The organism is Caproicibacterium amylolyticum (assembly GCF_014467055.1).
Taxonomy (GTDB): Bacteria; Bacillota; Clostridia; order Oscillospirales; family Acutalibacteraceae; genus Caproicibacterium; species Caproicibacterium amylolyticum.
Window position 1 is genome coordinate 510,777 of the sequence record NZ_CP060696.1, and the last position, 24,219, is coordinate 534,995.

The 24,219-nt window shown below is 48.9% G+C and carries 24 protein-coding genes; 13 read left to right on the forward strand and 11 right to left on the reverse strand.

The features are described from left to right. The first annotated feature begins 16 nt into the window (after window positions 1–16). Both H6X83_RS02295 and H6X83_RS02300 read left to right on the forward strand, forming a co-directional pair. On the forward strand, window positions 17–1,012 hold the full coding sequence (locus H6X83_RS02295; RefSeq protein ID WP_212507565.1) for a carbohydrate ABC transporter permease: 996 nt from the start codon (window positions 17–19) through the stop codon (window positions 1,010–1,012). After that, the gene (locus H6X83_RS02300) at window positions 1,009–1,887 is read left to right on the forward strand and encodes a carbohydrate ABC transporter permease (protein ID WP_212507566.1); all 879 of its coding nucleotides are present in this window, start codon (window positions 1,009–1,011) and stop codon (window positions 1,885–1,887) included. Before H6X83_RS02295 ends, H6X83_RS02300 begins: the two co-directional genes overlap by 4 nt. 121 nt (window positions 1,888–2,008) lie before the next feature. Here H6X83_RS02300 and H6X83_RS02305 read toward each other — a convergent pair whose 3' ends face one another. Next, on the reverse strand, window positions 2,009–3,046 hold the full coding sequence (locus H6X83_RS02305) for a LacI family DNA-binding transcriptional regulator (protein WP_212507567.1): 1,038 nt from the start codon (window positions 3,044–3,046) through the stop codon (window positions 2,009–2,011). 498 nt (window positions 3,047–3,544) lie between these two features. On the opposite strand from H6X83_RS02305, the gene H6X83_RS02310 reads away from it, so the two are divergent. The 8 genes from H6X83_RS02310 (at window position 3,545) to H6X83_RS02345 (ending at window position 11,515) form a co-directional block, all read left to right on the forward strand. Then, window positions 3,545–5,491 (forward strand): glycoside hydrolase family 127 protein, encoded by a 1,947-nt coding sequence (locus H6X83_RS02310; RefSeq protein ID WP_212507568.1) that lies wholly within the window; start codon window positions 3,545–3,547, stop codon window positions 5,489–5,491. 358 nt (window positions 5,492–5,849) lie between these two features. Beyond that, window positions 5,850–6,062 (forward strand): FeoA family protein, encoded by a 213-nt coding sequence (locus H6X83_RS02315; protein WP_212507569.1) that lies wholly within the window; start codon window positions 5,850–5,852, stop codon window positions 6,060–6,062. Between the two features lie 12 nt (window positions 6,063–6,074). Then, the gene (locus tag H6X83_RS02320; RefSeq protein ID WP_212507570.1) at window positions 6,075–6,296 is read left to right on the forward strand and encodes a FeoA family protein; all 222 of its coding nucleotides are present in this window, start codon (window positions 6,075–6,077) and stop codon (window positions 6,294–6,296) included. Between the two features lie 79 nt (window positions 6,297–6,375). After that, complete coding sequence (gene feoB / locus H6X83_RS02325) at window positions 6,376–8,544, forward strand: ferrous iron transport protein B (RefSeq protein ID WP_212507571.1); 2,169 nt, start codon at window positions 6,376–6,378, stop codon at window positions 8,542–8,544. A 22-nt stretch (window positions 8,545–8,566) separates the two neighbouring features. Further along, window positions 8,567–8,719 carry a FeoB-associated Cys-rich membrane protein gene (locus tag H6X83_RS02330; RefSeq protein WP_212507572.1) on the forward strand — a complete coding sequence of 51 codons (153 nt, stop codon included), beginning with the start codon at window positions 8,567–8,569 and terminating at the stop codon, window positions 8,717–8,719. Window positions 8,720–8,764: 45 nt separating this feature from the next. Then, entirely contained in the window at window positions 8,765–9,112 is a 348-nt protein-coding gene (locus H6X83_RS02335) for a metal-dependent transcriptional regulator (protein WP_212507573.1), read from the forward strand. Between the two features lie 139 nt (window positions 9,113–9,251). Beyond that, window positions 9,252–9,710 carry a VOC family protein gene (locus H6X83_RS02340; RefSeq protein ID WP_212507574.1) on the forward strand — a complete coding sequence of 153 codons (459 nt, stop codon included), beginning with the start codon at window positions 9,252–9,254 and terminating at the stop codon, window positions 9,708–9,710. Between the two features lie 236 nt (window positions 9,711–9,946). Then, window positions 9,947–11,515 (forward strand): glycoside hydrolase family 43 protein, encoded by a 1,569-nt coding sequence (locus H6X83_RS02345; RefSeq protein ID WP_212507575.1) that lies wholly within the window; start codon window positions 9,947–9,949, stop codon window positions 11,513–11,515. Window positions 11,516–11,578: 63 nt separating this feature from the next. Here the strand turns inward: H6X83_RS02345 and H6X83_RS02350 are convergent, their stop codons facing one another. Then, window positions 11,579–11,788 (reverse strand): rubrerythrin, encoded by a 210-nt coding sequence (locus tag H6X83_RS02350; protein WP_212507576.1) that lies wholly within the window; start codon window positions 11,786–11,788, stop codon window positions 11,579–11,581. A 315-nt stretch (window positions 11,789–12,103) separates the two neighbouring features. Between H6X83_RS02350 and H6X83_RS02355 the strand changes: the two genes are divergently transcribed. Continuing rightward, window positions 12,104–13,072: a C-terminal binding protein gene (locus H6X83_RS02355; protein ID WP_212507577.1), complete on the forward strand. Its 969-nt coding sequence runs from the start codon at window positions 12,104–12,106 to the stop codon at window positions 13,070–13,072. 76 nt (window positions 13,073–13,148) lie between these two features. On the opposite strand, the gene H6X83_RS02360 is transcribed toward H6X83_RS02355, so the two are convergent. The 9 genes from H6X83_RS02360 to H6X83_RS02400 form a co-directional block, all read right to left on the reverse strand. Next, on the reverse strand, window positions 13,149–14,279 hold the full coding sequence (locus H6X83_RS02360) for an NAD(P)/FAD-dependent oxidoreductase (RefSeq protein ID WP_212507578.1): 1,131 nt from the start codon (window positions 14,277–14,279) through the stop codon (window positions 13,149–13,151). Next, window positions 14,276–14,605 carry a (2Fe-2S)-binding protein gene (locus tag H6X83_RS02365; protein WP_212507579.1) on the reverse strand — a complete coding sequence of 110 codons (330 nt, stop codon included), beginning with the start codon at window positions 14,603–14,605 and terminating at the stop codon, window positions 14,276–14,278. The genes H6X83_RS02360 and H6X83_RS02365 overlap by 4 nt, the downstream gene beginning before the upstream one ends. Beyond that, on the reverse strand, window positions 14,602–16,185 hold the full coding sequence (locus H6X83_RS02370; RefSeq protein ID WP_212507580.1) for an FAD-dependent oxidoreductase: 1,584 nt from the start codon (window positions 16,183–16,185) through the stop codon (window positions 14,602–14,604). The genes H6X83_RS02365 and H6X83_RS02370 overlap by 4 nt, the downstream gene beginning before the upstream one ends. Continuing rightward, window positions 16,182–16,508 carry a (2Fe-2S)-binding protein gene (locus H6X83_RS02375; protein WP_212507581.1) on the reverse strand — a complete coding sequence of 109 codons (327 nt, stop codon included), beginning with the start codon at window positions 16,506–16,508 and terminating at the stop codon, window positions 16,182–16,184. The genes H6X83_RS02370 and H6X83_RS02375 overlap by 4 nt, the downstream gene beginning before the upstream one ends. Window positions 16,509–16,550: 42 nt before the next feature. Next, window positions 16,551–17,690, reverse strand: a complete 1,140-nt coding sequence (locus H6X83_RS02380) for a tyramine oxidase subunit B (RefSeq protein WP_212507582.1) — start codon at window positions 17,688–17,690, stop codon at window positions 16,551–16,553. A 171-nt stretch (window positions 17,691–17,861) separates the two neighbouring features. After that, window positions 17,862–18,743 (reverse strand): aminotransferase class IV, encoded by an 882-nt coding sequence (locus H6X83_RS02385; RefSeq protein WP_212507583.1) that lies wholly within the window; start codon window positions 18,741–18,743, stop codon window positions 17,862–17,864. Between the two features lie 28 nt (window positions 18,744–18,771). Further along, the gene (locus H6X83_RS02390; RefSeq protein ID WP_281391042.1) at window positions 18,772–19,524 is read right to left on the reverse strand and encodes an amino acid ABC transporter ATP-binding protein; all 753 of its coding nucleotides are present in this window, start codon (window positions 19,522–19,524) and stop codon (window positions 18,772–18,774) included. Beyond that, a complete protein-coding gene (locus H6X83_RS02395; protein ID WP_212507584.1) occupies window positions 19,512–20,333 on the reverse strand; it encodes an amino acid ABC transporter permease in 822 nt (273 codons plus the stop codon). Before H6X83_RS02395 ends, H6X83_RS02390 begins: the two co-directional genes overlap by 13 nt. Window positions 20,334–20,335: 2 nt before the next feature. Further along, entirely contained in the window at window positions 20,336–21,463 is a 1,128-nt protein-coding gene (locus H6X83_RS02400) for a pyridoxal phosphate-dependent aminotransferase (protein ID WP_212507585.1), read from the reverse strand. 515 nt (window positions 21,464–21,978) lie between these two features. Between H6X83_RS02400 and H6X83_RS02405 the strand changes: the two genes are divergently transcribed. Both H6X83_RS02405 and H6X83_RS02410 read left to right on the forward strand, forming a co-directional pair. Further along, complete coding sequence (locus H6X83_RS02405) at window positions 21,979–22,866, forward strand: transporter substrate-binding domain-containing protein (protein ID WP_212507586.1); 888 nt, start codon at window positions 21,979–21,981, stop codon at window positions 22,864–22,866. A 117-nt stretch (window positions 22,867–22,983) separates the two neighbouring features. Then, a complete protein-coding gene (locus H6X83_RS02410) occupies window positions 22,984–24,174 on the forward strand; it encodes a M20 family metallopeptidase (RefSeq protein WP_212507587.1) in 1,191 nt (396 codons plus the stop codon). The last annotated feature ends 45 nt before the right edge of the window (window positions 24,175–24,219 follow it).

The window sequence follows — 24,219 nt, forward strand, 5'->3', positions numbered from 1 at the left end:
GAAGGAGATATCAACATTGAAGGAACATAACACATCCAAAGCAGAGAGACGATTAAATGGCCGCACAAAAGAGGCTGTTATCGGCTATCTGTTTGCTGCACCGGCAATTATCGGTTTTCTGCTGCTTACGCTTTACCCCATGCTGGCCAGCCTTTTTTACAGCTTTAACAATATTACTACGGCACATGGGGTTACAACCTTTCAGTGGGTTGGCCTGCAGAATTATCAGAATATCCTGAAAGACCCGGTGATAGGGGTTGATTTTCGTAAATCACTTTCAGTCACCCTGTTGTATGCAGCCGTCAATGTGGTCCTTGTGATTCTGTTCTGCCTTGTGTGCGCGCTGCTGTTGAACCGGAAGTTCCGCGGTCGCAACTTACTGCGTGGACTGTATTTCCTGCCCTCCGTTATTCCAATGGTTGCAACAGGCATTGTGTGGAAGATGCTGCTGCAGAATCAGGCTCAGGGCGGTTTGGTGAACTGGTTCTTTCTGAAAGTAATGAAAATGCATCCGATAGACTTCATTAACTCTCCAGCCATTTTTATCACGCTGTTTTTAATGAGCCTATGGACATGCGGAGGTACAACTGTTGTGCTGATTGCCGCGCTGCAGGATGTACCAAAAGATCAGCTTGAATCCATTGAAATTGACGGCGGTAATGCCTGGCATAAATTTGCAAAGGTAACGCTGCCCACAATAAAGCCAATCCTCTTTTTTCAGATGATCATGTGTATGATGACTTCTATCCAGATTTATACACAAAGCGTGGTTTTCTCTCGCAATGGTGCACCGGATCACCTGACGTATTTTATCAATATCATGATTTACGACCATGCATTTGTACAAAATAATATGCGCGGCCAGGCTGCAGCTGAAGCATGGGTTGTGTTTGTTATTATCCTTGTCATTACGCTCGCACTGTTTTCTGCTGAAGGAGTGTTTCGGAAGGACGATTCTTCCGGTTCGGCCAGGGCAAAAAAACGCGCCAAAAGAGAGGCAGGAAGAAAATGAATCAACTGTCAGAGATTAAAACAAGCAGCTATGCAAATGCCAAGAAACGTAAAATGGCATGGAATGTTGTCTTTATTGTGATTGCCATTATTATTGGAGTGGCTGTGGCATTCCCACTGTTCTGGCTGATTAGAAGTTCTCTCGTGACGAAGGCGGAGCTCTTTGCACGGCCACCGGTATTTTGGGCGAAAGAAATGCAGTTTGAAAACTTCTCAAAAGGAATTATGCGCATCAATTTTGCGCAGCAGCTCTGGAATTCTGTAACGATTGCAGTGCCGTATGTTTTGGGAACAATCATCACTTGCGCACTTGCAGGTTATGCGTTTGCACGGCTGCGCTTTCCGCTGCGAAACGTTTGGTTTGCACTGGTAATTTCCTCAATGATGCTGCCGAGTGTCGTTACGCTTCTGCCGCAGGTAAGATTGTACAGTGCACTGGGGATTGCCAACAAATGGGCACTAATTTTGCCGGCGTTCCTGTGTGCAGGCGGTAATGCCTACTTCGTTTTCCTTTTGCGTCAATTTTTTACGACGATTCCAAAAGAATTGGATGAAGCCGCCAGTATTGATGGTGCGGGGCATGTGCGTACATTCATAAGCATTATGGTGCCGCTTGTAAAGCCGGCATTGATTGTTGTAGGACTGTTCAGCTTCATTAATTGCTGGAATGAAATCTTTTATTCTACAATTTATCTGCAGAGTGAGGATCAATATACACTTCCACTTGGCCTGCTGATGGTACAGGGTATCAAAACGCCAAACTATGAACAGGTAATGGCATTGGCGCTGTTGGTCAGCCTGCCATGCTTGGTGTTCTTCTTCGTAGGCAATCGGTATTTTGTGGAAGGTATTTCGACTGGCGCGGTAAAAGGCTGACTGATTACAGAAAGGAAAGCAGTACACTTTTACAGTAACAAAAAACACCCCGTTTGCCTGCACAGTAGTTTATACGGCAGTCAAGCGGGGTGTTTTATACAATAAATAGGGGGGAAGTCTGTTACACAGTGGTGCAGGGCCCGATGGATTCTCTTTCCAGAAGGATGCAGGGAAGACGTGTAATCTCAGATTTTGGCGGCTCACCGTCAATGGCACTGGTCAGCAGGCGGGTGCAAGTTTGACCGATTTCTTCCAGTGGCAGTTTTGCGGTAGTTAATGAAGGTGTACAATCCGCACTGATGTCACGGTTATCAAAACCGGCAACAGAAATATCTTTTGCAATTTGCAGGGAATTCCTTGCACAGTATTCATAAACTCCACAGGCCATTTCATCGTTGAACGCAAAGATTGCGGTGACTCCGGCTGGTACCAGCAGTTCGGCGGCAGCAAATCCGGAACTGCGGCTCCAGTCGCCGTACTGCAAGAGCTGTGGATTAAATAGAATACCGTTTTCATACAATGCACGCTGATAACCTTTTAAACGTTCCAGCGTATGAAAGCTGTCTAAGGGTCCACAGATTGCACCAATTTGGCGGTGCCCTTTTTGAATCATCAGCATGGTGAGGTCATAAGCAGCCTTTTCGTCATCATAAATTACTGCGGGATATTTTTGATTTAGGGGGTAGCAGTATGCATACACAATCGGTACGGTAATACGGCTGGGCAAATAGACCAGTTTGCGGCAGTGGTAGCCGATGTAAACAATGCCCTCAACCTGATGAGAAAGCATGTGCTCAATCATTTTATCTAATAGCTGTTGGTGACGTTGTGTGTCGGTAAAATCATTATTATAACGCTTGTAAAGGCGCATATTGCCCAAGATGATTTCCAGCCCCATTGCTTCGCATGCGGCGTCCACGCCATCTACAATTTCGGGAGTATTAAACACAGTCAAGTCCTCTGTAATAATGCCAATGGTATTGCTGTGCTGGTTTTTCAGGCGCTTTGCCAGTAGATTTGGGGTGTAGTGCAGGCGCTCCGCGGTTTCGCGGATTTCACGTGCCTTTGCCTCACTGGCACCGCCCTTGCCATTAAGAACATTGGAAACTGTAGCGGCGGAAACATGTGTACATTCTGCAATTTTTTTAATGGTAGTCATGGCTTTCCCCACTCTAATTACAGGAAAATTTGGACTATACGTTTAATAAAACAACTTGACGCAAAGTCGTCCTGTTTTCTTTAATAACAGTATCATACCACATTTTTGGTCAAATGAAAACTGTTTTGCTAAATTCCATTGCGTTGGCAAAGCGGACTGCACGGACGATGCTGCACAGTTTTTTTACATACATGTAGAGATTCAAGGGCGAAATACAGGATTTTCCTTGCAAGTTATATTCTGACCTGCTTTTTCGAAGTAAAATTCATTTTACTGAATGATAAACGTTTAACAAAGCGGGCACAGAATATAAAAACCATGATTTTATATAAAATGTTAATTAATATGTCATAAAAAAAGGCGTAATATTGGGAAAAACATCACTTTTTACGCAAGAAAAAGTGTGTTATAATCAAACTATTATCAGAGTTTTGAAGAGGACATTTTACGAAGTTTTAATAAAACGTTTAGGAAAATGTCCACAGAAAGGAACGCATTATGGATTGGAAATCATTACATTCACTGCCTCTAAAAAATATTCAAATTGATGACAACTACTGGAACCGGTATATCCGTTTAGTGCCGGAAAAGATTATTCCTTATCAGTGGGAAGTCCTTAATGATCGAGTTGCAGATGCAGCGCCAAGCTACTGCCTGCAAAACTTTAAAATTGCAGCCGGTGAGGCTTCGGGCGAGCGCAAAGGCGCCGTCTTTCAGGATTCCGATGTAGGTAAGTGGCTCGAAGCGGTTGCTTACAGTTTGGAGTCCACACCGAATGAAAAATTGGAGAAAATTGCAGACGATGTGATTGCACTGATTGGGCGGGCACAATGCGCGGATGGCTACATTAACACTTACTTTACTATAAAAGAAGGTGGTCGCCGCTGGAAAAATCTTACGATGGGACATGAATTGTATACCGCCGGACACTTAATTGAAGCGGCAGTTGCATATTACAACGCGACCCGCAAGGATGCTTTCCTGAAAATCATGTGCCGTTTCGCAGATTTAATTTGCAAAGAGTTTGGCCCCGCTGAAGGACAGCGGCACGGCTGCCCCGGGCATGAGGAAATCGAATTAGCACTGATTAAGCTTTATCGCGTAACTGGCGAACAGCGCTATTTGGATACCGCTAAATATTTTGTGGATACACGCGGTCAAAAACCAAATTACTTTTTGCAGGAAATTGGGCAGAAAGATTTTCATGAGGTTTATGATGAAAGAAAATTCTTTTTCCCGGAATATTCTCAGTCTGACCAACCGGTGCGCGAGCAGACACATGCGGAGGGGCATGCGGTACGCGCAGTTTATCTGTATTGCGCAATGGCGGATTTGGCAGGCGAATATCAGGATGCAGAACTGCTGGAAAGCTGCCAAAGACTTTGGAATGATATGGTTAACCGCCAGATGTATATAACCGGCAGCATTGGCTCCTGTGCGAATTATGAGGGCTTCACCGTCGATTACGATTTGCCGAATGATACGAATTACAGTGAAACTTGTGCTTCTATAGGCTTAGCTTTGTTTGGCCTGCGTATGAGCCGTGTAACTGGTGAGGCCAGTTATTTGGATACTGTGGAACGTGCACTTTACAATACCGTACGCGCGGGTATTTCTCAGGAGGGTGACCGTTACTTCTATGTGAATCCATTGGAAGTTTGGCCCGAAAATTGTTTGCCTCACAGTGCAAAAGAACATGTAAAGCCAGTTCGGCAGAAATGGTTTGATGTGGCGTGCTGCCCAACCAATGTGGCGCGTACGCTTACTTCTTTGGGGCAGTATATCTATTCTGTATCAAACAATGACCTTTATTTGAACCTGTTTGTAGGTAATCAAACGGAGGTTAAACTTAACGGTACGCCGGTTGAACTGCAGCTTGCGTGTGATTTCCCAGTCAGCGGGCAAATGACACTTACGGTTGCTGCGGAACAGGAAACGGAATTTACGCTGCGCATGCGGGTGCCTGCCTACGCTAAAAATTATAGTCTGCGTGTGAACGGACAGATTCAAGCGGTCAAAATTGAAAAAGGTTTTGCTGTTCTCAAACGAAAGTGGAAGAAAGACACCATTGCTATTTCTTTCGATATGGAAGCCAAGTTTGTCAGTGCTAATCCACAGGTGCGGGCGGACGCAGGACGGATTGCACTGGTGCGCGGACCGGAAACATTTTGTTTGGAAGAAGCGGATAACGGAAAGAATCTTTCGGCAGTTTTTGTGAATCGAAAAACTGCCCTAATGACCGCATATGACGCGAAACTATGCGGTGGTGTCAATGTAATCCACTTTGAGGGAGAACGTTTAAACGAAGAAGATTGGGATGCGGATACACTTTACAGCGCAAAGGAACCGGTTTATCAGCCCGTAATGCTGAAAGCAGTGCCATATGCCTGCTGGGGTAATCGTCAATCGGGTGAGATGCTGGTTTGGATGCATGCAAAAGATTGAGCCGGCTGGCGAAGAAATAATATAAGTCAGTGATAGAGCCAAAAGAATACTCAAAATAGTACGAAATCCACCCTGCTTAACTGAATAGCAGGGTGGATTTTTTCTGCTGTGTACAGAAACCATGCGGGGGCGGCATTCAGCATTACCTGTAGCTGCAAAAACAAAAACTTTGCTTGCTGTGGCAGGAAAAAGAATTGAAAGCGTCAGTTGTTAAGAACTTTTTAAAAAGTTCGCAATCATCTCTTGACAAGTTCAGTTAGCGGTGGTAAACTGAAAATGTTCAAAGGTTAGTGAATACTAACCTTTATTTCTTACATATTGGTTAGCGAATACTAATCTCACAGGAGGTGTGGCGGCGATGATGCCGTTATCCATGGCAAAACCGGGGGAACCGGTAACAATTCACCGCATCAGCGGCAAGGACGAGGTGCGCCAGCATCTGGCGGAGTTGGGCTTTGTAGTGGGCAGTGAAGTGATGGTAGTGAACGAACTTGGCGGCAATCTGATTTTGCAGGTAAAAGACAGCCGCATCGCGCTGGACAAAACCATGGCAAGTCGAATTCAGTTTTAGGGGGGCAGAACAATGAAAACGCTGAAAGATGTTAAGATCGGGGAGTCGGCAACGATTAAAAAGCTGTACGGTGAAGGTGCTGTGAAACGCCGTATTATGGATATGGGGCTGACAAAGGGAACACAGCTTACTGTGCGCAAGGTTGCACCGCTTGGTGACCCAATGGAACTGCACGTGCGCGGCTACGAACTCTCTGTGCGCAAAGCGGACGCGGAAATGATCGAAGTAGAATAAACTGCTGTTTCAGCAGGAATATAAGTTAGCAAAAGCTAATAAAGTTAGCAGATGCTAAGAATTTAGAGGAGGAAAGCAGATGGCAGTTACAATCGCACTGGCAGGAAATCCAAACTGCGGCAAAACAACGCTTTTTAATGATCTGACAGGCTCTAATCAGTATGTCGGCAACTGGCCGGGCGTTACCGTGGAAAAGAAAGAGGGACACCTGAAGGGCAGCAAGGATGTGGTCATTCAGGATCTACCCGGCATCTATTCTCTTTCACCGTACACCCTGGAGGAAGTGGTGGCGCGTTCTTATCTGGTAAACGAAAAGCCGGATGTGATTTTAAACATCATTGACGGTACCAACATTGAGCGTAACCTGTACCTGACAACGCAGCTGCTGGAACTTGGGATTCCAGTATTGATTGCGATTAACATGATGGATCTGGTGCAGAAAAAGGGTGACCTGATTGATACTGCAAAGCTGGGCGCGGAACTTGGCTGTGAGGTCGTTACTATCAGCGCACTGAAAGGGCAGGGCGGCATGGAAGCAGCGGGAAAGGCCGCTGCACTTGCGCAGAGCAAAGTGGCTGAAAAGCGGGAAGTCCCGCACGTCTTTACCGGAAGCGTGGAGCATGCGGTTGCGCACATTGAAGAATCTGTGCAGGAAATCGTGGATGCACAGAGCCTGCGCTGGTATGCAATTAAAATCTTCGAGCGCGATGAAAAAGTGCTGGAGAAACTGAAACTGGATGAAATCTTAAAGTCACATGTAGAAGAACATATTGCGGACTGCGAAAAGGAAATGGATGATGACGCGGAAAGCATCATCACCAATCAGCGCTATGCGTACATTAAAGGTGTGATTGACAAAGCGGTAAAGAAAAAACCGGTAAAGAACAACATGACGGTGTCGGACAAAATCGACAGAATCGTCACAAACCGTGTGCTGGGCATTCCGATATTCATTGGTATTATGCTTTTGGTTTACACAATCTCTATGAGTACGGTCGGCAAGTTGGTTACAGACTGGACCAATGACACATTGTTTGGAGATGTGATTCCGCCGGCGGTACAGGGATGGCTGTCGTCCATCGGCTGTGCTGACTGGCTGAACAGCCTGATTGTGGACGGCGTAATTGGCGGTGTCGGCTCAGTGCTTGGTTTCGTGCCGCAGATGCTGATTCTGTTCTTAATGCTTGCCATCTTGGAAGACATTGGATATATGTCCCGCGTGGCATTCATTATGGACCGTATTTTCCGCAAATTCGGGCTGAGCGGCAAAAGCTTCATTCCCATGCTGATTGCTTCCGGCTGCGGTGTACCGGGAATTATGTCCAGCCGAACCATTGAGAATGACCGCGATCGCAAAATGACGATTATGACCACTACCTTCATTCCCTGCGGCGCGAAAATGCCGATTGTTGCTTTGTTTGCAGGTGCACTGTTTGGCGGCAATCCGTTCATTGCAATTTCGGCTTACCTGATTGGTGTGGCGGCGGTCATCATTTCTGGCATCCTGCTGAAAAAGACAAAGCCGTTTGCGGGTGATCCGGCTCCGTTTGTTATGGAACTGCCAGCTTACCATGTGCCAAGTGCAAAGAATGTGCTGCATGCCATGTGGGAACGCGGCTGGAGCTTCATTAAACGCGCTGGTACCATTATTTTTGCAGCATCCATCGTGCTTTGGTTCCTGCAGGGCTTTGGCTTCACTGACGGCCAGTTCGGCATGGTTGACGACAACAACACCTCTCTGCTCGCCTCTATTGGTCAGGCAGTTGCGTTCCTCTTTGCACCGCTTGGTTTTGGCTCCTGGAAAGCAACGGTGGCTACTTTCACCGGCCTGATTGCCAAGGAACAGGTTGTCGGTACATTTGGCGTTTTGTACGGTGGAGTTGATGTAGAAAATGGCACACAGCCTATCTGGGCAGAGTTGTCGCAGGATTTTACACAGCTTTCCGCATACAGCTTCCTCATCTTCAATTTGCTGTGCGCACCGTGTTTCGCGGCAATGGGCGCCATCAAGCGTGAGATGAACTCCGCAAAATGGACCATGGGCGCAATCGGCTATATGTGCGGCTTTGCCTATGCGATTTCTATGATAGTATATCAGCTTGGTTTGCTGTTCACAGGTGCCGGTTTCTCGGTCGGTACCGTAGCGGCCATTGCAGTTCTGGTGTTCCTGATTTACATGGTTGTACGTAAAAACAAATACAATGATAACGTGCTGACAGTCAGCTCCGTTGCTGCTGCCACCCGTTAAACGAAAAAAGGAGGCATCCTGTATGAATATTCCCACACTGATTTGCTTTTTAATCCTGGCGGCGGTTTTTGCCGCGATTGTTGCAAAAGGCATTTGGAACAAAAAACACCATAAAGGCGGCTGTGGCTGCGGCTGTGACAACTGCGCCAGCAGAGGTGCCTGCCACACAAAATAAACCAAAGCGGGCGCTTGCCCGCTTTTCTTTAGGAGAGCGGATTCCATGGAAGAACTGACCAGTACACATCTGCGCTATCTGCTGGCGATTTATCAAATTGGCAAACTGGAGCAGGATGTCTGCTCAACAAGTATTTCAGAATTTTTAAATGTCAGCGGCCCATCGGTTTCACGGATGCTGGGTGTGCTGGCGCAGAAAAACCTGATTGCGAAAAAACGGTACAGCAAAATCTATTTGACGGATAAGGGCTTTTTGCTGGCGCGGGAACTGGATAAAAATGTTGCCCTGCTGAAAGAACGAATCCCCAGAATGGGGATTCCGATGACTGATGAAAAAATTGAGCAGGCAGCGGTTGCACTGGCGGCTTTGCTGCCTGGAAAGCAAAGCATTTAAACTGCAAAATTGAATTGCAAAAGCAGCACACAGTTTGAACGGATAACTGTGTGCTGTTTTTCGCCATTACAAAACGGCTTGACAAACAGACCGTCCTGCTGTTTAAATAGAAATAAACGTTTTTCTGGAGGAAAAGAAAATGCAATTTAAAAACCCGCTGATTGCGGTAAAAGATTTGCAGGCATCCAAGAACTTTTACCGCACGGTGCTGGGTTTGGAGGTTATTTTGGACTTTGGCGCCAATGTGACACTGACCGGCGGCGTATGTCTGCAGACGCTGGAAACCTGGAAAACCTTTTTGGAAACCGATGAAATTGTCTTTGCGGGCAGGGACGCGGAGCTTTACTTTGAAGAGGATAATTTTGATGCTTTCGCAGCAAAACTCAACCGCCTGAACCTAAGGTACGTCCACCCGGTAAAAGAGCACAGCTGGGGGCAGCGTGTTGTACGTTTTTACGACCCGGATGACCACATCATTGAGGTGGGGGAAAACATGAAGTCGGTTTGCCGCCGTTTTCAGGCAGCGGGCATGACGCCGGAGCAAACGGCACAGCGGATGGACGTCCCGCCGGAATTTGTGAATGATTGCTTGAAATAAAAGTTGACTGAGCGGGTGGGGAAAGCGTTGGTGCTGTTCCTGCCCGTTTTTTAATAAATCAGATTCCTGAATGCATATGTTTTTGTTATCTTCAAAATTTACAGCAACACAGCACGGAAAAATACAGTGCGGTTTTCCGAGCTGTGTGGTAAAATGAAAACGAAAAGCAGCCCGCTGCTGCAGAAAGGCCGACTCTGCCTGCGGACAATTTTAGGTTTAGAGGGAGCGTTTGCTGTATGAATTATACCAATCCGGTTTTGCCGGGATTTCACCCTGACCCAAGCATTTGCCGCGTGCAGGATGATTATTTTCTGGTCACCAGTTCTTTTGAATATTTTCCTTCCATTCCGCTGTTTCACAGCCGAAACCTGATTGATTGGGAGCAGATTGGCTATTGCGTGACCAAAAGCGAGTGGCTGCCGCTGATGTGCGGTGTGCCGAACAGTTCCGGCATCTATGCGCCGACCACCCGCTTTCATAATGGCCGCTATTACGTAATTACAACAAACGTTTCAACAAAGGAAACCGGTGAACCTGGATTTGGGAATTTCATTATTACTGCGGAGGATCCTTATGGGGAGTGGTCCAAGCCGGTTTGGCTGGACAGCCCCGGAATTGACCCATCCTTGTTTTTTGACGAATTCGGAGCGGTTTACTGCTGCGGTTCCTGCAACGGTATTTTTCTTTATCAGATTGATGTAAAAACTGGTGCAAGGCTGAGTGAACTGAAGTATATCTGGCAGGGAACCGGCGGCACCTGCCCGGAGGGGCCGCATATCTACCGCCGCGGCGGCTGGTACTATTTGATGATTGCAGAGGGCGGAACGGAATACGGCCATATGGTTACTATGGCGAGGAGCCGCTCTGTATGGGGGCCTTATGAGGCGTGCCCTCACAATCCGGTTTTGAGCAACCGCAGCACAGGCCGCCCGATTATGGCGACCGGACACGCGGACCTGGTGGAGGACGGCCGCGGGAACTGGTGGGCAGTGTGCCTTGGCAACCGGCCAATCTGCTATCCGCCAAAGCACAATTTAGGCAGGGAAACCAATTTGGTGCCTGTTCTTTGGCAGGAGGACGGCTGGCCGCAGATGGGGAACAATGGTGTTGTGGAGCAGACTGTAGAAACTGAGCAGCTGCCGGAAGCTGCCGGCTGGCAGAACAGCGCTTTTAACCAAATGCCAAAACCAGACGAAGACTTTGCGTTTCAGGAGGATTTCCGCGCTTCCAGTTTAAATGTCCGCTGGAATTATCTTTATGGGCCGGATGAGCAGGCGGTTCACTTTGGGGATGAAACAGGGCTCAGACTGAAAGGAAAAGCCGCGTCTCTCTCCGACGCAGCACCCTGCACATTTTTAGGCTGCCGCCAGGAACACCATGTCTGTACAGTGCGGGTGCGGCTGTCCTTTCAGCCGAAATGCGGCGGTGAAGAAGCTGGTCTGGCGATTTATCTGAACCGGGAGCATCACTATGAAGCGGCGCTGACCCGGCAAAATGGGGAAAACCTCCTCATTCTGCGAAGAACGATTGGCTCCCTTTGGCGGGTTGAGCAGGCAGTGCCCTGCAATGCGGCTGGTGTAACGCTGGAGATTGCCGCTTCAAAAGAAACGTATGCTTTTTCTTACAGTGTGGATGGCGAACATTTCACACCGCTTGGCGGCGGTGAGGCCTGCTACTTAACAACAGAAGTCGGCGGCGGCTTCACTGGCTGCTGCTTTGCTCTGTATGCATCCGGAAACGGAGCGGTGTGTGAAAATCCGGCATATTTTACGGACTTTCATTATACAGCAAAAGGCGTTCAGTAACGCTGTGGAAGAAATTTATGTAATAAAAGACGGTGGCTGAATTTCTTTTTCAGCCACCGTCTTTTATTGTGCAAATCCATGCAGGGTCTTGAGCAGTTCTGCAGCGTGAACTGCCTCATCCTCGGCATATTCGGCGAAGAGCGTTGAAAGCGCCTGATCGTCTTTGATTTCCTGTGCATAGGTTTGATAATCACGCACCAATTCTGTTGAGTTCTGCCATGCCCTGAGTGCTCTGTCACGGTTTGTGATGGAAACTCCGGTTTTATCATCCATAATGTAATCTCCTTACGCGCTTAACATTTTTCATAGTATTATCCGCGGGCCAGATATTATTCCCGCGGTTCAACGCCTGTGCAGCGAAAGCTGGCCTAACAAGATAAAGTAAAGCCGCGTAATTTTTTTAATTTGCAATGCAAAAATCAATTTTAAATGGTATGCGTTGACACCGAAAAACAGCCGCGGTATACTGTAAAAATAGAGATTATTATGGTTTGCTTAGCAGTGAGGCTTGCGTTTGTCCCTCTTTCGGGATAAGTGCAGGCCTTTTTTGTTTCACAAATGAATTTTGCAAATGGAGGAAAAAACAGCATGCACGAGATTTTGTATTATCATATTGACGACACATTGGATTACGAAAATCAGCTGCTGCAGGAGTGGAGTGTGACGGACCTCTGCCTGCGGGAAGAAAAAGGAGAAGTTCCACTGGCAGAGTGTGCCCAAAATGCCGAAGGACTTGTTGTGGAGTATGAACAAATAACGGCGGAGAAGATGCGACAGCTGCCAAACCTAAAAATCATTTCACTCCAGTCCATCGGCTACAACAACGTTGACACTGCTGCGGCAACACAGCAGAATATCTGCGTTACCAATGCGCCCGGTTTCTGCGCGGAGGAAGTGGCCACACATGCCGTTGGCATGATACTTGATCTTGCCCGCAAACTAACTTACTTTGACCGTACCGTTCGCAGCGGAAAGTGGAATCCGCTGCTGGGGTACCCGCTGCACCGCATGAGCGGTGAAACGGTTGGACTTGTTTATTTCGGCAACATTCCTCAAAAAATGGTGCCGATTTTAGAGGCACTTCAAATGCAGGTGCTGGTGTACGCACCGACAAAGTCAAAGGAATATCTGGCGGAATTCGGCTGCGAAAAAGCGGAAACACTGGACGAACTGCTGGAGCGTTCCGACTTTGTTTCTCTGCACACGCCGCTTATGCCTCAAACCACCCATTTAATCGGGGAAAAGGAGCTGAAACGGATGAAAAAAACAGCATTCCTAATCAACACCGCACGCGGCCCGGTGGTTGATGAACCGGCACTGGTGCAGGCGCTGAAAATCGGTGAAATTTTGGGTGCTGGCATTGATGTGATTGAGGATGAAGGAACAGAAGAAAGCGAGCTTTTCAAGCTGGAAAATACAGTGATTACACCGCATGCGGCGTTTATTTCAGAAGATTCCTTTTATGACGCGCGCAAAAAGGCACTTGCGCAGATGGTGCAGCGGCTCAGCAAATGCGAGCGGCCGGAGTTCCTTGTGAACAAAGCCGTAAAGTTCTGAAATAAAAAGAAACAGACCCCGGAATCCAGCAGCTTTCTGCTGTACTCGGGGGTCTGTTTTTAACTGCGTCGATTGTTTAAATCTTTGCTTTGAAACGCGTGCAGCGGAAGGGCGCTAAATCCACAGGCGGCTCGCCGCCGGTCATCACTTCTGCAAGGCTGTAAGCGGCGGCCGGGCCGATGCCGAAGCCGTGGCCGGAAAAACCGCAGGCAATGTACAGCCCGGGCACGCCGTCTGCTTCGTCAATTACAGGGATGCCGTCGGCGGAAGCGTCTGTCCAACCGGCCCATGTCCGCACGATTTTTGCGTCTGAAAGCGCCGGAAAATACTTCATGATGCCGCGGCAGGTGCAGGGAGCGGAAAGGCTGGTGGAACCGGGAACCGCTTCCGCCATCAAACCGAACGGCTCCAGACCGGTGGAACCGCCGAAAACAAAGGAACCGTGTGTGGTTTGGTGGCCGTAAAAATCCGCTTCGGCGGTGCCGAGCATCTGCGCAAACATGGGCGGTTCCGCTTCGGTGACCAGACACTCGGACTTTTTCTTCCGCATGGGAATGTCTACACCAAGCGGCAAAGTCAGTGCACGCGTATCATAACCGGCTGCCACAAGGATTTTGTCCGCTTCAAAGGTGCCGTCCGGGGTAACTGCCACGCGGGCTTTGCCTTTCAGCTTCTTGATTTGGAGTACCGGTTCGCCGGTGATAAAGCGTGCACCAAGCTCACGCGCTTTTTTGTAATAGCCTAATGTTGTGGTGAGGGGGTTGGCGTGTCCGTCTGTAGGGCACCAGCTTGCGCCGATGACTTCATTGGAAAGGTACGGATTGATTGCACGCACTTCGTCACCGTCAATCATACGCACATCCAGTCCGCAGGCAACGGCGCTGTCGGTCAGCTTCTGCAGGGTTTTCAGGTGCGCTTCCGTTTTGCCGAGACGCAGGTTGCCTTTCTGGGTGTACTCCACGTTTGTGTCCAACTCTTCCGCAAGGGTTGGCCAAATGTTTTTGATGCCCCACATTACCATGGGCAGTTCACGCGGGTCACGACCGGACTGCCGCACGCCGCCGCCGTTGCGGGAGGAACCGCCGCTTCCAATGGCATCCGCGGCGTCCAACACGGTAACGGATACCCCTTTTTTGGCCAGATAGTAAGCAGTGGCGCTGCCGATAATGCCGCTGCCAATAATGATCACATCTGCTGTGCTGCTCATGCTTCTCCTCCGTTCTCACTTCCCAGAATTTTCATTTCGGTTGGGCGCATGGGTGCGCGGCCGGTGGCTGCTTCCAGTTGGGAGGGCTTTACCCCAAGTTCGCGGGCAATGATTCCTTTTACCAGCTTGCCGCAGGTCTGCCCCTGACAGAGTCCCATGCCGCAGCGCAGGTAGCGCCGGACTTCGGTCAGGGTATACATGCCGTCATGCACGGCCCTACGAATCTCGCCTTTGGTCACTTCTTCGCAGCGGCAGATAATCAAATCATCGTCTGCGGCGGGTACAAACGGCCCTATAGCAGTACATCTGTCATTTGCATGCATCATAATTCTAACGCCTCCTTATAAAAGCGCGCATCCATTCCGTTTTCCTTTGGAACCTTAATGGTGAGCAGCGCGGTGTGGTCAAATGCGGGAGAAGCCTTTACACCAACCACTTCCGCGTCGCAGACAGGCTTGCCAGCGCGGTCAAGTGCCTTGCCTTTGCTGCCTTTCTGCGGGAGCGGCAGAAATTCATAGGGCAGCGTAACCGCGGTGAAGCCTGGCTCGTACTCTTCGTTCAGCAGAAAGATTGCCTGCCCGGAGCAGCTGGCAACGCACATGCCGCAGCCAATGCACTGCACTTCCGGGTCAACCTGCGGCAGGGAAGTAATGCTGCTGCCGATTTTAATGCAGTGTTTGGGGCAGGCATCCTGACAGGGATTGCAGGGGATGTTCTGCGTACATTCCATAACCGGATGTACACCGACTTCGTGAATCACGCCGGGAAAGCGCTCCGCTTCCTCTTTGGTGATGTGCCCCTGCGTCAGCAAAGTGGTGGAAATATCAATTCCCTCTTCGGTTTTTGGGAGCTTTTTGCCGCGGTTTTTGGGAGCGAACATACCCTGACGCAGTTCATTCAGGTCATCGTTTAAGGACTGCAGGGCTTCCTGCTTCTCCGTTTTCGCGCAGAAGCCGAGGTACTCTGCCGCACAAATGCCTGCCATGCGGCCTTCAATCATTGCGGAACTTGCTTCTTCAATGCCGGAAACATCGCCTGCGGCAAAAATGCCTGGAATGGAGGTTTCGCCGTACTCGCCGCAGACAGGCACCTGACCGCCACGCTTCGGGTCGTCCACCATATCGCAGCCTGCCATCATCAGCAACTGGGACATGGGGGAAAGACCAACGGCAACGCAGATGGTGTCCACATCAAAGTGCTTTTCCGTGCCGGGAATTGGCTGGAAGTGTGCGTCTACCTGACTGACTACTGCACCGGTTACACAGTCGGTTCCCTCCGCTTTTGTAATTGTGTGTGAAAGGTAAAACGGTACGCCGCAGCGGGCGACTTTTGCCGCGTGTACGCCATAGCCGCCGATGCGCGGCGCGGCATCCACAAGCGCCTTTACCTCACAGCCGGCTTGCAGCAGCTGGAAGCTGACCACCAACCCGACGTTGCCGCTGCCGAGCATCAGCACTTTTTCTCCCGGCTTGACGCCGTGCAGGTTCATCATGGTCTGCGCCGCGCCTGCACCGATTACGCCCGGCAGTGTCCAGCCGTCAAACGGCACCATATTTTCGGAAGCGCCGGTGGCAACAATGATGCTGTCCGCTTTGTAGTGGCAGACGCTTTCTTCGTGGCGCACCACCACTTCTTTGCCGGGGTAAATGCCGACCACCGGGGAGTTAAGCTGTACATCTACGCCGCTGGAAGCTTCCGCGAGCAGCTGCTCGCCGATTTTAAAGCCGCGGATTTTTGCCTTGTGCTTTTTGGAGCCGAAAAATTTATGTATCTGTTTAAAAAGCTGGCCGCCGGGTTTGGCGTTTTCGTCGAACACCGCAACGGACATACCGCGTTTGCTGGCTTCAATGGCGGCAGAAAGTCCGGCAGGACCTGCGCCGATGATAATCACATCATACCGTTTCATTTATTCTGCACCTCACTTTTTGCCTGTGTGCCGTACTGCGTCTGTACCCGCATGCCTTCTTTGAGCGGAGTGATGCAGGTGCGGATGTTGGGCTTGCCGTCCACCACCATGACGCAGTCTGTGCAGCGTCCAATCGCGCAGAAGATGCCGCGGGGCTTGTGCTGCTTTGCCGTGTAGCGGTGAATCATGACTCCGTTTGCTTTCAGTGCAGCCGCAATCGGTTCCCCCTCACAGCCGGTCAGCGTCTTTCCGTCCAGCGTAAAAGTCACTTCACGCCCTTTTTCTATCGTACCCAGAATCGGATGTTCCGCAATTCGCTTCATGCTGTCTTCCTCCAGTCGTTGATTGATTTGGTGCTGCCGCGTTTATGCAAGTTCAGGTGCTGTCCAAAGGTTGAGCTTCTGGCCAACGCCGAGCTCTTTTGCTTTCTCAAGGCATTTGCAGCCCCAGCCGACATCTTCCGTCGGCATACCGCCAACTGCATAAACAATAATCTGTTCTTCGGAGGTGCGCCCTTTTGTATCGCCGTTTATAATGTCGCCAATATTTGCGATCTCGTCTTCCTTTAGTTTACCGGTGGTTACAAGGTCGTAAAACAGCATGCCGATTAGGGTTGAAACCGACTTCTGTGTCGGATATTTTTTACCGGCTCCCCAGCCGGCGTACATTTTGAAGTTGTCGGCAACCAGCTTGCACTTTGAAGTATCTGCAAGGAAGTCACTGTCCATCAGCAGCGCCGAGGTGCTGATCAGCAGAGCACCGGGTTTAAGCCACTCACCCTTAACATACGGATTGTCTTCAAACTTCGGTGCATTGTTGGTGCCGAAGCAGATGATGTCGGCATCGCGGCAGGCTTCTTCGTAGTCTTTACAGACAATGTATTCTTTGACGTTTGGAAAATGCTCCTTGCAGTAATCCATAAAGTCATCAATGCCCTTTTGACTGCGGCCTTTTATTTTGATTGTGTCAATTCCCGGCTGTTCTGTAAGAAAGGCATCAATGGCGGTCTTGCCCATAACACCTGGGCCAACGATGGAGGCAACTTTCGGATTTTTTACCGAAAGCAGGCGTGCGCCCAGCCCCGGCATGGCACCTGTGCGCATGGCGCTGAGCACATTGGCAGACATATACGCGCGGGGTGCACCGGTTTCGGGGTCCATCAGGGTCAGCATCAGAATAGAACGCGGAAGACCAAGCGCGCGGTTGTGCTGGTTGGAGCCGTAACATTTAATGCCGCACATGTGAAACTTTCCGCCGACATAGGCGGGCATTGCAAAAAAGCGTTTATCAGGCCCATCAAGCGGCATGCCCGGAATATCCGATTCTTTCGGAAATTCCAGCTTAATGCCGTGATCATTGCCGCTGGGGCCGCCCATGCGGTAGTCGCCTTTGCTCATCAGGGAAAAGACCTCCTGCATCGTGTCAATGCACCCCTTCATATCACGAACCCCAGCTTTGAGCATATCCTCTTCACTCAGGTACAGAAAATTAATTGATGTGTCCATTTTCTCTATTCTCCTTCATCGGTTTTTGATTTTGTCAAAAGACGCGGCAAAATGTATGCAATAAAAAGTGCCATAACGAAAGTCCAAGCCATGGCAGCATTGCCGCAGAAAAACAGGGAGGCGGAAACAGCCCTTTGCTGCCCGCTTGCTGTCTTTTAGTTGACATAAACTTTACGGATACAACTGCCCGGTATAGTCCGAAAATTTTACATGCGTTTCTTCCTCAAACTCGCGGATAGAAGCATCCTGCAGTTTCCGCAGCAGGTCGGGTGCACCGCCGCCGACCTGCTTTCCGTCGATTTCGTTAATCGCGTTACAAAGCGTGCCGCAGTTGTGGACAATCACTTCATCTGCGTCCAGAAGTTCCTGCACAGTGAAAGACGTCTGTTCAACTGGGATTCCCTCTTGTGCGGCAAGACGAATCAAATGCTTCCGCACCGTTCCTGAAAGAATCAGGCGGCTCAGCGGTGCGGTGCGGAACACGCCGTCTTTCAGGATGGAAACATTGCTGTGCGCGCATTCGGTCACCAAATCACCGCGGTGAAAGATGGCTTCTTCACAGCCGGCTTCCTTTGCCTGCTGCGCCGCCATTACGTTGGGAATCAGGTTAAGCGTCTTGATGTCGCAGTGAAAAAAGCGTGTATCTTCAACGGTAATAGCACAAAAGGTCTTTTGAATCGGTGTAAGCGGATCCGGTTCCACCATGACCATCAGGTTCGCAGGTACCTCTGCTGCGGGGAAAATGTGGTTGCGATTTCCGCTGCCGCGGGAAACTTGCCAGTAAACAAACAGGCTTGTGGAATCTTCCACTTGGTCAACCAGTTTCTGCAGCGTTTCGGCAAGCTGCGCACGCGTCATGGAAAACGGTATTTTGAGCTTCTGAAAGCTGCTAAAAAAGCGGTCAATATGGTCTTCAAGCGCTACGATTGTGTGGTGAACAGCATAAGCCGCGTCATAAACGCCGTCGCCAAAGTAAACGGCCCGGTCCAAAATAGGCATCTGCATTTCTTCCAGTGGGCCGATTTTTCCGTTGTAATATCCTAAGTTTCTCAAAACTCTCATCCTTTAAAGTATGGGTACTTTACGAATTGATAAAGCGGGAAAGGAATTCCTTTGTGCGCGGATTTTGCGGTTGGTCAAAGATCTGCTGAGGGGTTCCCTCTTCAGCGATTACACCTTTATCCATAAAGATGACCCGCGTGGAGACATCTTTTGCAAACGCCATTTCGTGTGTCACAATAATCATGGTGAGACCCTCTTTTGCCAAATCCCGCATAACCTGCAGCACTTCGCCGACCATCTGTGGGTCAAGTGCACTGGTTGGTTCGTCAAAAAGGAGCACTTCCGGCTCCATTGCAAGTGCGCGCGCAATGGCAACACGCTGCTGCTGACCGCCGGAAAGCTGTGCGGGTTTTGCGTTGATGTAGGGAGCCATGCCTACCTTGGTAAGGTACTTAATGGCAAGGTCATGGGCTTCTTCTTTGCCCTTTTTCAGCACTTTGCGCGTGCCGACCATGCAGTTTTCCAGTACCGTCATGTTGTGGAACAGATTAAAGGACTGAAAAACCATGCCGACATGTGCATGGTAAGAATTCAAATTAAATCTCCGCGAAAAGATACTGGTGTCGTGAAACTCGATTTCGCCGGAGGTTGGGGTTTCCAAACGGTTGATGCAGCGCAGAAGCGTTGATTTTCCGGAGCCGGAAGCACCAATGATGCACACAACGTCCTGTGGGAACGTTTGAAAGTCAATGTCCTGCAAAACAGGGTTTTCACCAAACTTTTTGCTGATATGTTCCATTTTCAAGATGGGTTTTTGTGTTACCGCAGCCATATGCGCATACCTCCTCTAACCTTTTTCTTTTCGGGCTTTTTTTCAGGCAGAACACCGGTCGGGTCTGCCATGGGGTCTGCCAGTTTATAGAACCTGGAGCCGTCAATTTTGTGCTCAACCCAGCGCAGCAGGCGGGCGCAGGCAAACGTCATGATGAAATAAAGAATGCTGATGATAATGTAGGTTTCAAAGTAACGGTAGTAAACGCCTGCGGCGGACTTGCCGTTGAAGTACAGCTCGGTTACAGAGATGACGTTCAGTACGGATGTATCCTTAATGTTAATAATCAGGTTGTTGCCGATTTGCGGAAGGATATTGCGGATGGTCTGCGGCATAATGACGCTGACCATTGTCTGCCAGTGGGTCATGCCAATCGCTTTTGCGGCTTCCACCTGGCCTTTGTCAATGGAATCAATTCCGCCGCGCACGGTTTCTGCCATATAGGCGCCTGTGTTGATGGAAACCACCAGAAAACCTGCGGTCAGCGGGGACATATTAATGTTAAAAAGCTGCATGGAGCCGTAAAAAACGACCATCGCCTGCACCATCATAGGGGTCCCACGAAAAACTTCTATGTAGGCAAGCAGGAAGAACTGAAGCAGTTTATACAGCAGCTTTTTGACGATATTTGCGTCCGGCGCAGGTTTGGAAATCGTGCGGAGAATGCCGACCAAAAGGCCGATTACGCAGCCGAAGAACGTGCCGACCAGTGCCAGTACAATCGTGGTGACACAGCCCTGCAGAAAAAAGCTTGAATATTTTTGCCACAGGAACAGCATCCAGTCCATAAAAGTTTGCGGTGTTGCCATAATTAATTCGCCTCAATTCTTGTTTGATAGGATGGATACGGGGAAACGATGGTGGTCTGCGTTTTGCAGCAGCGGAGCAGAATCTTGTCAATTTTCGCAATGACTGTGTGCATCTGTTCTTCTGTGCCAATGGACATGCGGATATAGGTTTGAATACGCGGCTGATCGTAGTAGCGTACCAACACGCCTTCCTGTTTGAGTGCTGAATACAACGCTTCAGCAGAAAGAACAGTTGGTTCGAAAAACAAAAAGTTAGTGTTGGATTCCAAAACATGAAATCCCCGCTGCAAAAGGGCTGCGCGTACTTTTTCGCGTGTGCGTATAATTTTGCTTACGCACTGGTGCATATAATCCACATCCCGCACAGCGGCACATCCGAGTGCCTGCGAAATGCTGTTGATGCTGTCCGGATTAAAAGCGGCTTTCATCTGGAAGAGGTCGGCAATATTCTGTGCGGATGAAACTGCAAACCCAATGCGGGCACCAGCAAGATTGCGGGATTTGGACATTGTCTGGATAATCAGCAGGTTGTCGTACTGGTTTATGAGCGGGACACAGCTTTCGTTGCCGTAATCTACGTAGGCTTCATCAATAATCACCAGATGCGCCGAGTTTGTGGCGGCTATGCGTTTTACATCTGCTAAGTCAAGTTTCAGCCCGCTGGGTGCATTTGGGTTTGCAATCAGCACGTTGCATCCGCAGCTGCAGTAATCGTCGGCGCAGATGCTGAAATCCTTTTTCAGTGGAATTTCGCGATACTGCAGGCCGAAAAAGATGGAAAAGGTTTTGTAAAAGTTGTAGGTGACATCGGGAAAACAAAATCCGCCGTTGCCGCTGCCAAACGCAATCATACAGTAAGCCAAAATGACATCTGAACCGCTGTCGGCAAAAACTTGTTCCGGTTTTACGTGATAATAAGCGGCGATTGTTTTTGTCAGTTCAGTGCTTTTCGGGTCCGCATAAAGATTCTGTGTGGTCACCAACTCTTTTGTGAGGGCACTTAATACGGCTGGCGAGGGCGGATAAGGCGATTCATTTGCGTTAATTTTAATATAGGTTCTGTCCTTGGGCGCTTCTCCCAGGTGGTAGCCCTCTTTATCTTGAAAGTGTTTGCTCAAATATTTACCCATAGGTGATTCTCCTTTTCGCACAAGTGAAATTTGCCTGAAGCAGAAGCCCCTGCTTTTGCGGTGGCACTGCTGCGTTCAACAGTCTATATTATGAAGCGAAAAGGGTCCGATTGCAAGCAAATTGCAAGTTTAATAAATAAATTATTCAAAAATGCATGTCGAGTTTATATAATTAACCTTTTGGCACCAAATACTTTGTTATCTGAACCAATTTATATTTTTGCATGCTTTCAGATGGAATGAAAACTGGAATTCCTTAATAAATATAGGAAAATCGGCGATATAAGCTAGCTGCGCACTTACAGAAATATGAATAAATTTACTGGACGATACAAAAATGCTCAAAAAATTATGAAAACTTCAAAAGTAAAGTGTTACATGCAAATGAAATAATTAATCACTGAAATTTCATATTCATCTTGACAACGAAATGAAGATGCCATATAATCAAAGCCAAATCCACGAAGCCTTCCATACCATACCTGCAAATTTATAAGCAAAAGAGGTAGTGAGAGATGAAAACAAAAAATAGTGTAATTGCAAAAAGAGTAATCGCGGGGGTGCTGGCGGCAGTTTCTTCTGCAGTCCTCTTCGCGGGCTGTTCTTCCGGCGGCAGCCAGTCCACTGCAGGCTCCACGGCGGCTGGCGCACAGTCAGCAGAAAAGAAAACTTTTAAAATCGCTCTGGAATGTGCCTATGCACCGTACAACTGGACACAGACGGATAATTCCAACAACGCGGTTCCAATTCAGGATTCCGGTACATACTGCAACGGATACGATATTCAGATTGCAAAGAAAATTGCGGACAGCATGGGCTGTGAGTTACAGGTTTATAAAACCGAGTGGACCTCCATTCCGACCGCGATTACTTCCGGCAAGGTGGACGCAGGCATCTGCGGTATGACTGTAACTGCGGAACGCAAGAAGACGCTGCTGTTCAGCGACCCGTACTACACATCCAGCTTTGTTGCATTGGTGAAAAAAGACGGCAAGTTTGCCAATGCCAAGAGCCTTAACGACCTCAAAGGAGCTGTCTGCACTTCCCAGCAGAGCACAGCTTGGTACGATCTGCTTTCGCAGATTCCCGGCGGAAGCATACAGCCGGCTTTAACGGATGTGCCGACCATGCTGGTTGCGCTGACCTCCGGCAAGTGTGAGATGCTTTCCTGTGATAAGCCGACCGGAATGGCTGCGGTTAAGGCATATTCAAATCTCAAAATGATTGAATTTGCTGAGGGCAGCGGTTTTAAGGTGGACGCAGAGCAGACACACGTTTGCGCCGCACTTTCCTTGAACAATACGGAATTGCAGGGCAAAATCAACACGGCTCTCAAAAATATCAGTACAGCCGACCAGGAAAAGCTGATGCAGTGGGCAGTTGACCACCAGCCTTCGGCCTGATAAATGAATTGCTGCATATAAATTAAAACATCCGCAGTGAAGAAATCCCTGATTTTCAGAAGGGTTTTTCGGCAGCTGCGGATTTTTATTAGAAAATTCAAGCGGAAGGTGAAGCACATGGACAAAGCGATTGCAGAAGCTGCACAGCAGATGGAACAGGAAATTATCGAAATCAGTGATTACATTTATAACCATCCGGAACTGGGTGATAAAGAATATAAAAGTTCAGCGTTTTTGGCAGACCTGCTGCAAAAAAACGGCTTTCGAGTGCAGTATCCCTATTGTGGCTTGGCAACTGCGTTTCGCGCGGAGTTTGGCAGTACGAATGGCAGCCGAATTGCGCTGCTTGCGGAATATGATGCCTTGCCGGGCTATGGTACCGAAAACAAGCCGGCGCATGCCTGTGGGCACAACTGGATTGCGGCTTCTACGGTCGGCGGTGCACTGCTGCTTTCTAAAGCGTATCCGCAGATGGAAGGCACAGTGGTGGTGATTGGGACACCGGCGGAAGAAACAATTGGCAGAAAAATCGATTTGCTTCGGGCCGGTGCTTTTCAAAATGTGGATGCTGTTTTTCAGATGCACTTAGGAAAACACACCAATCTGCATGTATCTGCACTTGCAATCGATTCCTGGAAATTCGAGTTCTTTGGGAAAGCCAGTCATGCGGCAGCGGCTCCTTATCTCGGCATCAATGCGCTTGACGCAGCAAATCTCACTTTTTCAGGTGTCAACGCGCTGCGTCAGCAGCTTCGCCCGGACGTTCGGGTCCACGGAATCATTGCATCCGGCGGCGAAGCGCCAAACATCATTCCCAGTTACGCAGCATGCAAATTTTATGTAAGGGCAAAGAATCGCACGTATCTGGATGAAGTTTCAGAAAAGGTCAAAAATTGTGCGCGCGGCGCAGCTTTAATGGCCGGTGCAAAGCTAAAAATCAGCAAATTTGAGAACAGTTTCGATCATCTCAATGTGAACCGGACGCTCTACCACGTAATGGAACAAAGTCTTAAACAATGTGGAATTGCTGACTTTGAGCAGGAACCGGAGCTTACCGGTTCTACAGATATTGGAAGCGTTAGTTCCTGTGTACCTGTCTTTTATGGGCACATTGGCGTTGGAAACGGGAAAGCTGGCCCACACGAAGAAGAATTTTTGCAGTACGTAAATTCCGAAGAAGCACATTACAAACTGCTGCAAACAGCGCAGGCCTTCGCACTTGCCATTCATCGGGTCATTGCAGAGGAAGCGTTAATGAAGCAGGTTAAGCAGGAATTTCAGAAGAAGTCAGCCGAAAAAGAAAGCTGAAACTTTGCCTGAATGTCACAGACAATAAAATACTCCCGAAGCGAA

Coding starts and splice junctions, on each gene's coding strand:
- H6X83_RS02300 (WP_212507566.1), top strand. CDS start 1,009: ATGAATCAACTGTCAGAGATTAAAACAAGCAGCTATGCAAATGCCAAG.
- H6X83_RS02305 (WP_212507567.1), bottom strand. CDS start 3,046: ATGACTACCATTAAAAAAATTGCAGAATGTACACATGTTTCCGCCGCT.
- H6X83_RS02310 (WP_212507568.1), top strand. CDS start 3,545: ATGGATTGGAAATCATTACATTCACTGCCTCTAAAAAATATTCAAATT.
- H6X83_RS02315 (WP_212507569.1), top strand. CDS start 5,850: ATGATGCCGTTATCCATGGCAAAACCGGGGGAACCGGTAACAATTCAC.
- H6X83_RS02320 (WP_212507570.1), top strand. CDS start 6,075: ATGAAAACGCTGAAAGATGTTAAGATCGGGGAGTCGGCAACGATTAAA.
- feoB (WP_212507571.1), top strand. CDS start 6,376: ATGGCAGTTACAATCGCACTGGCAGGAAATCCAAACTGCGGCAAAACA.
- H6X83_RS02330 (WP_212507572.1), top strand. CDS start 8,567: ATGAATATTCCCACACTGATTTGCTTTTTAATCCTGGCGGCGGTTTTT.
- H6X83_RS02335 (WP_212507573.1), top strand. CDS start 8,765: ATGGAAGAACTGACCAGTACACATCTGCGCTATCTGCTGGCGATTTAT.
- H6X83_RS02340 (WP_212507574.1), top strand. CDS start 9,252: ATGCAATTTAAAAACCCGCTGATTGCGGTAAAAGATTTGCAGGCATCC.
- H6X83_RS02345 (WP_212507575.1), top strand. CDS start 9,947: ATGAATTATACCAATCCGGTTTTGCCGGGATTTCACCCTGACCCAAGC.
- H6X83_RS02350 (WP_212507576.1), bottom strand. CDS start 11,788: ATGGATGATAAAACCGGAGTTTCCATCACAAACCGTGACAGAGCACTC.
- H6X83_RS02355 (WP_212507577.1), top strand. CDS start 12,104: ATGCACGAGATTTTGTATTATCATATTGACGACACATTGGATTACGAA.
- H6X83_RS02360 (WP_212507578.1), bottom strand. CDS start 14,279: ATGAGCAGCACAGCAGATGTGATCATTATTGGCAGCGGCATTATCGGC.
- H6X83_RS02365 (WP_212507579.1), bottom strand. CDS start 14,605: ATGATGCATGCAAATGACAGATGTACTGCTATAGGGCCGTTTGTACCC.
- H6X83_RS02370 (WP_212507580.1), bottom strand. CDS start 16,185: ATGAAACGGTATGATGTGATTATCATCGGCGCAGGTCCTGCCGGACTT.
- H6X83_RS02375 (WP_212507581.1), bottom strand. CDS start 16,508: ATGAAGCGAATTGCGGAACATCCGATTCTGGGTACGATAGAAAAAGGG.
- H6X83_RS02380 (WP_212507582.1), bottom strand. CDS start 17,690: ATGGACACATCAATTAATTTTCTGTACCTGAGTGAAGAGGATATGCTC.
- H6X83_RS02390 (WP_281391042.1), bottom strand. CDS start 19,524: ATGGCTGCGGTAACACAAAAACCCATCTTGAAAATGGAACATATCAGC.
- H6X83_RS02395 (WP_212507584.1), bottom strand. CDS start 20,333: ATGGCAACACCGCAAACTTTTATGGACTGGATGCTGTTCCTGTGGCAA.
- H6X83_RS02400 (WP_212507585.1), bottom strand. CDS start 21,463: ATGGGTAAATATTTGAGCAAACACTTTCAAGATAAAGAGGGCTACCAC.
- H6X83_RS02405 (WP_212507586.1), top strand. CDS start 21,979: ATGAAAACAAAAAATAGTGTAATTGCAAAAAGAGTAATCGCGGGGGTG.
- H6X83_RS02410 (WP_212507587.1), top strand. CDS start 22,984: ATGGACAAAGCGATTGCAGAAGCTGCACAGCAGATGGAACAGGAAATT.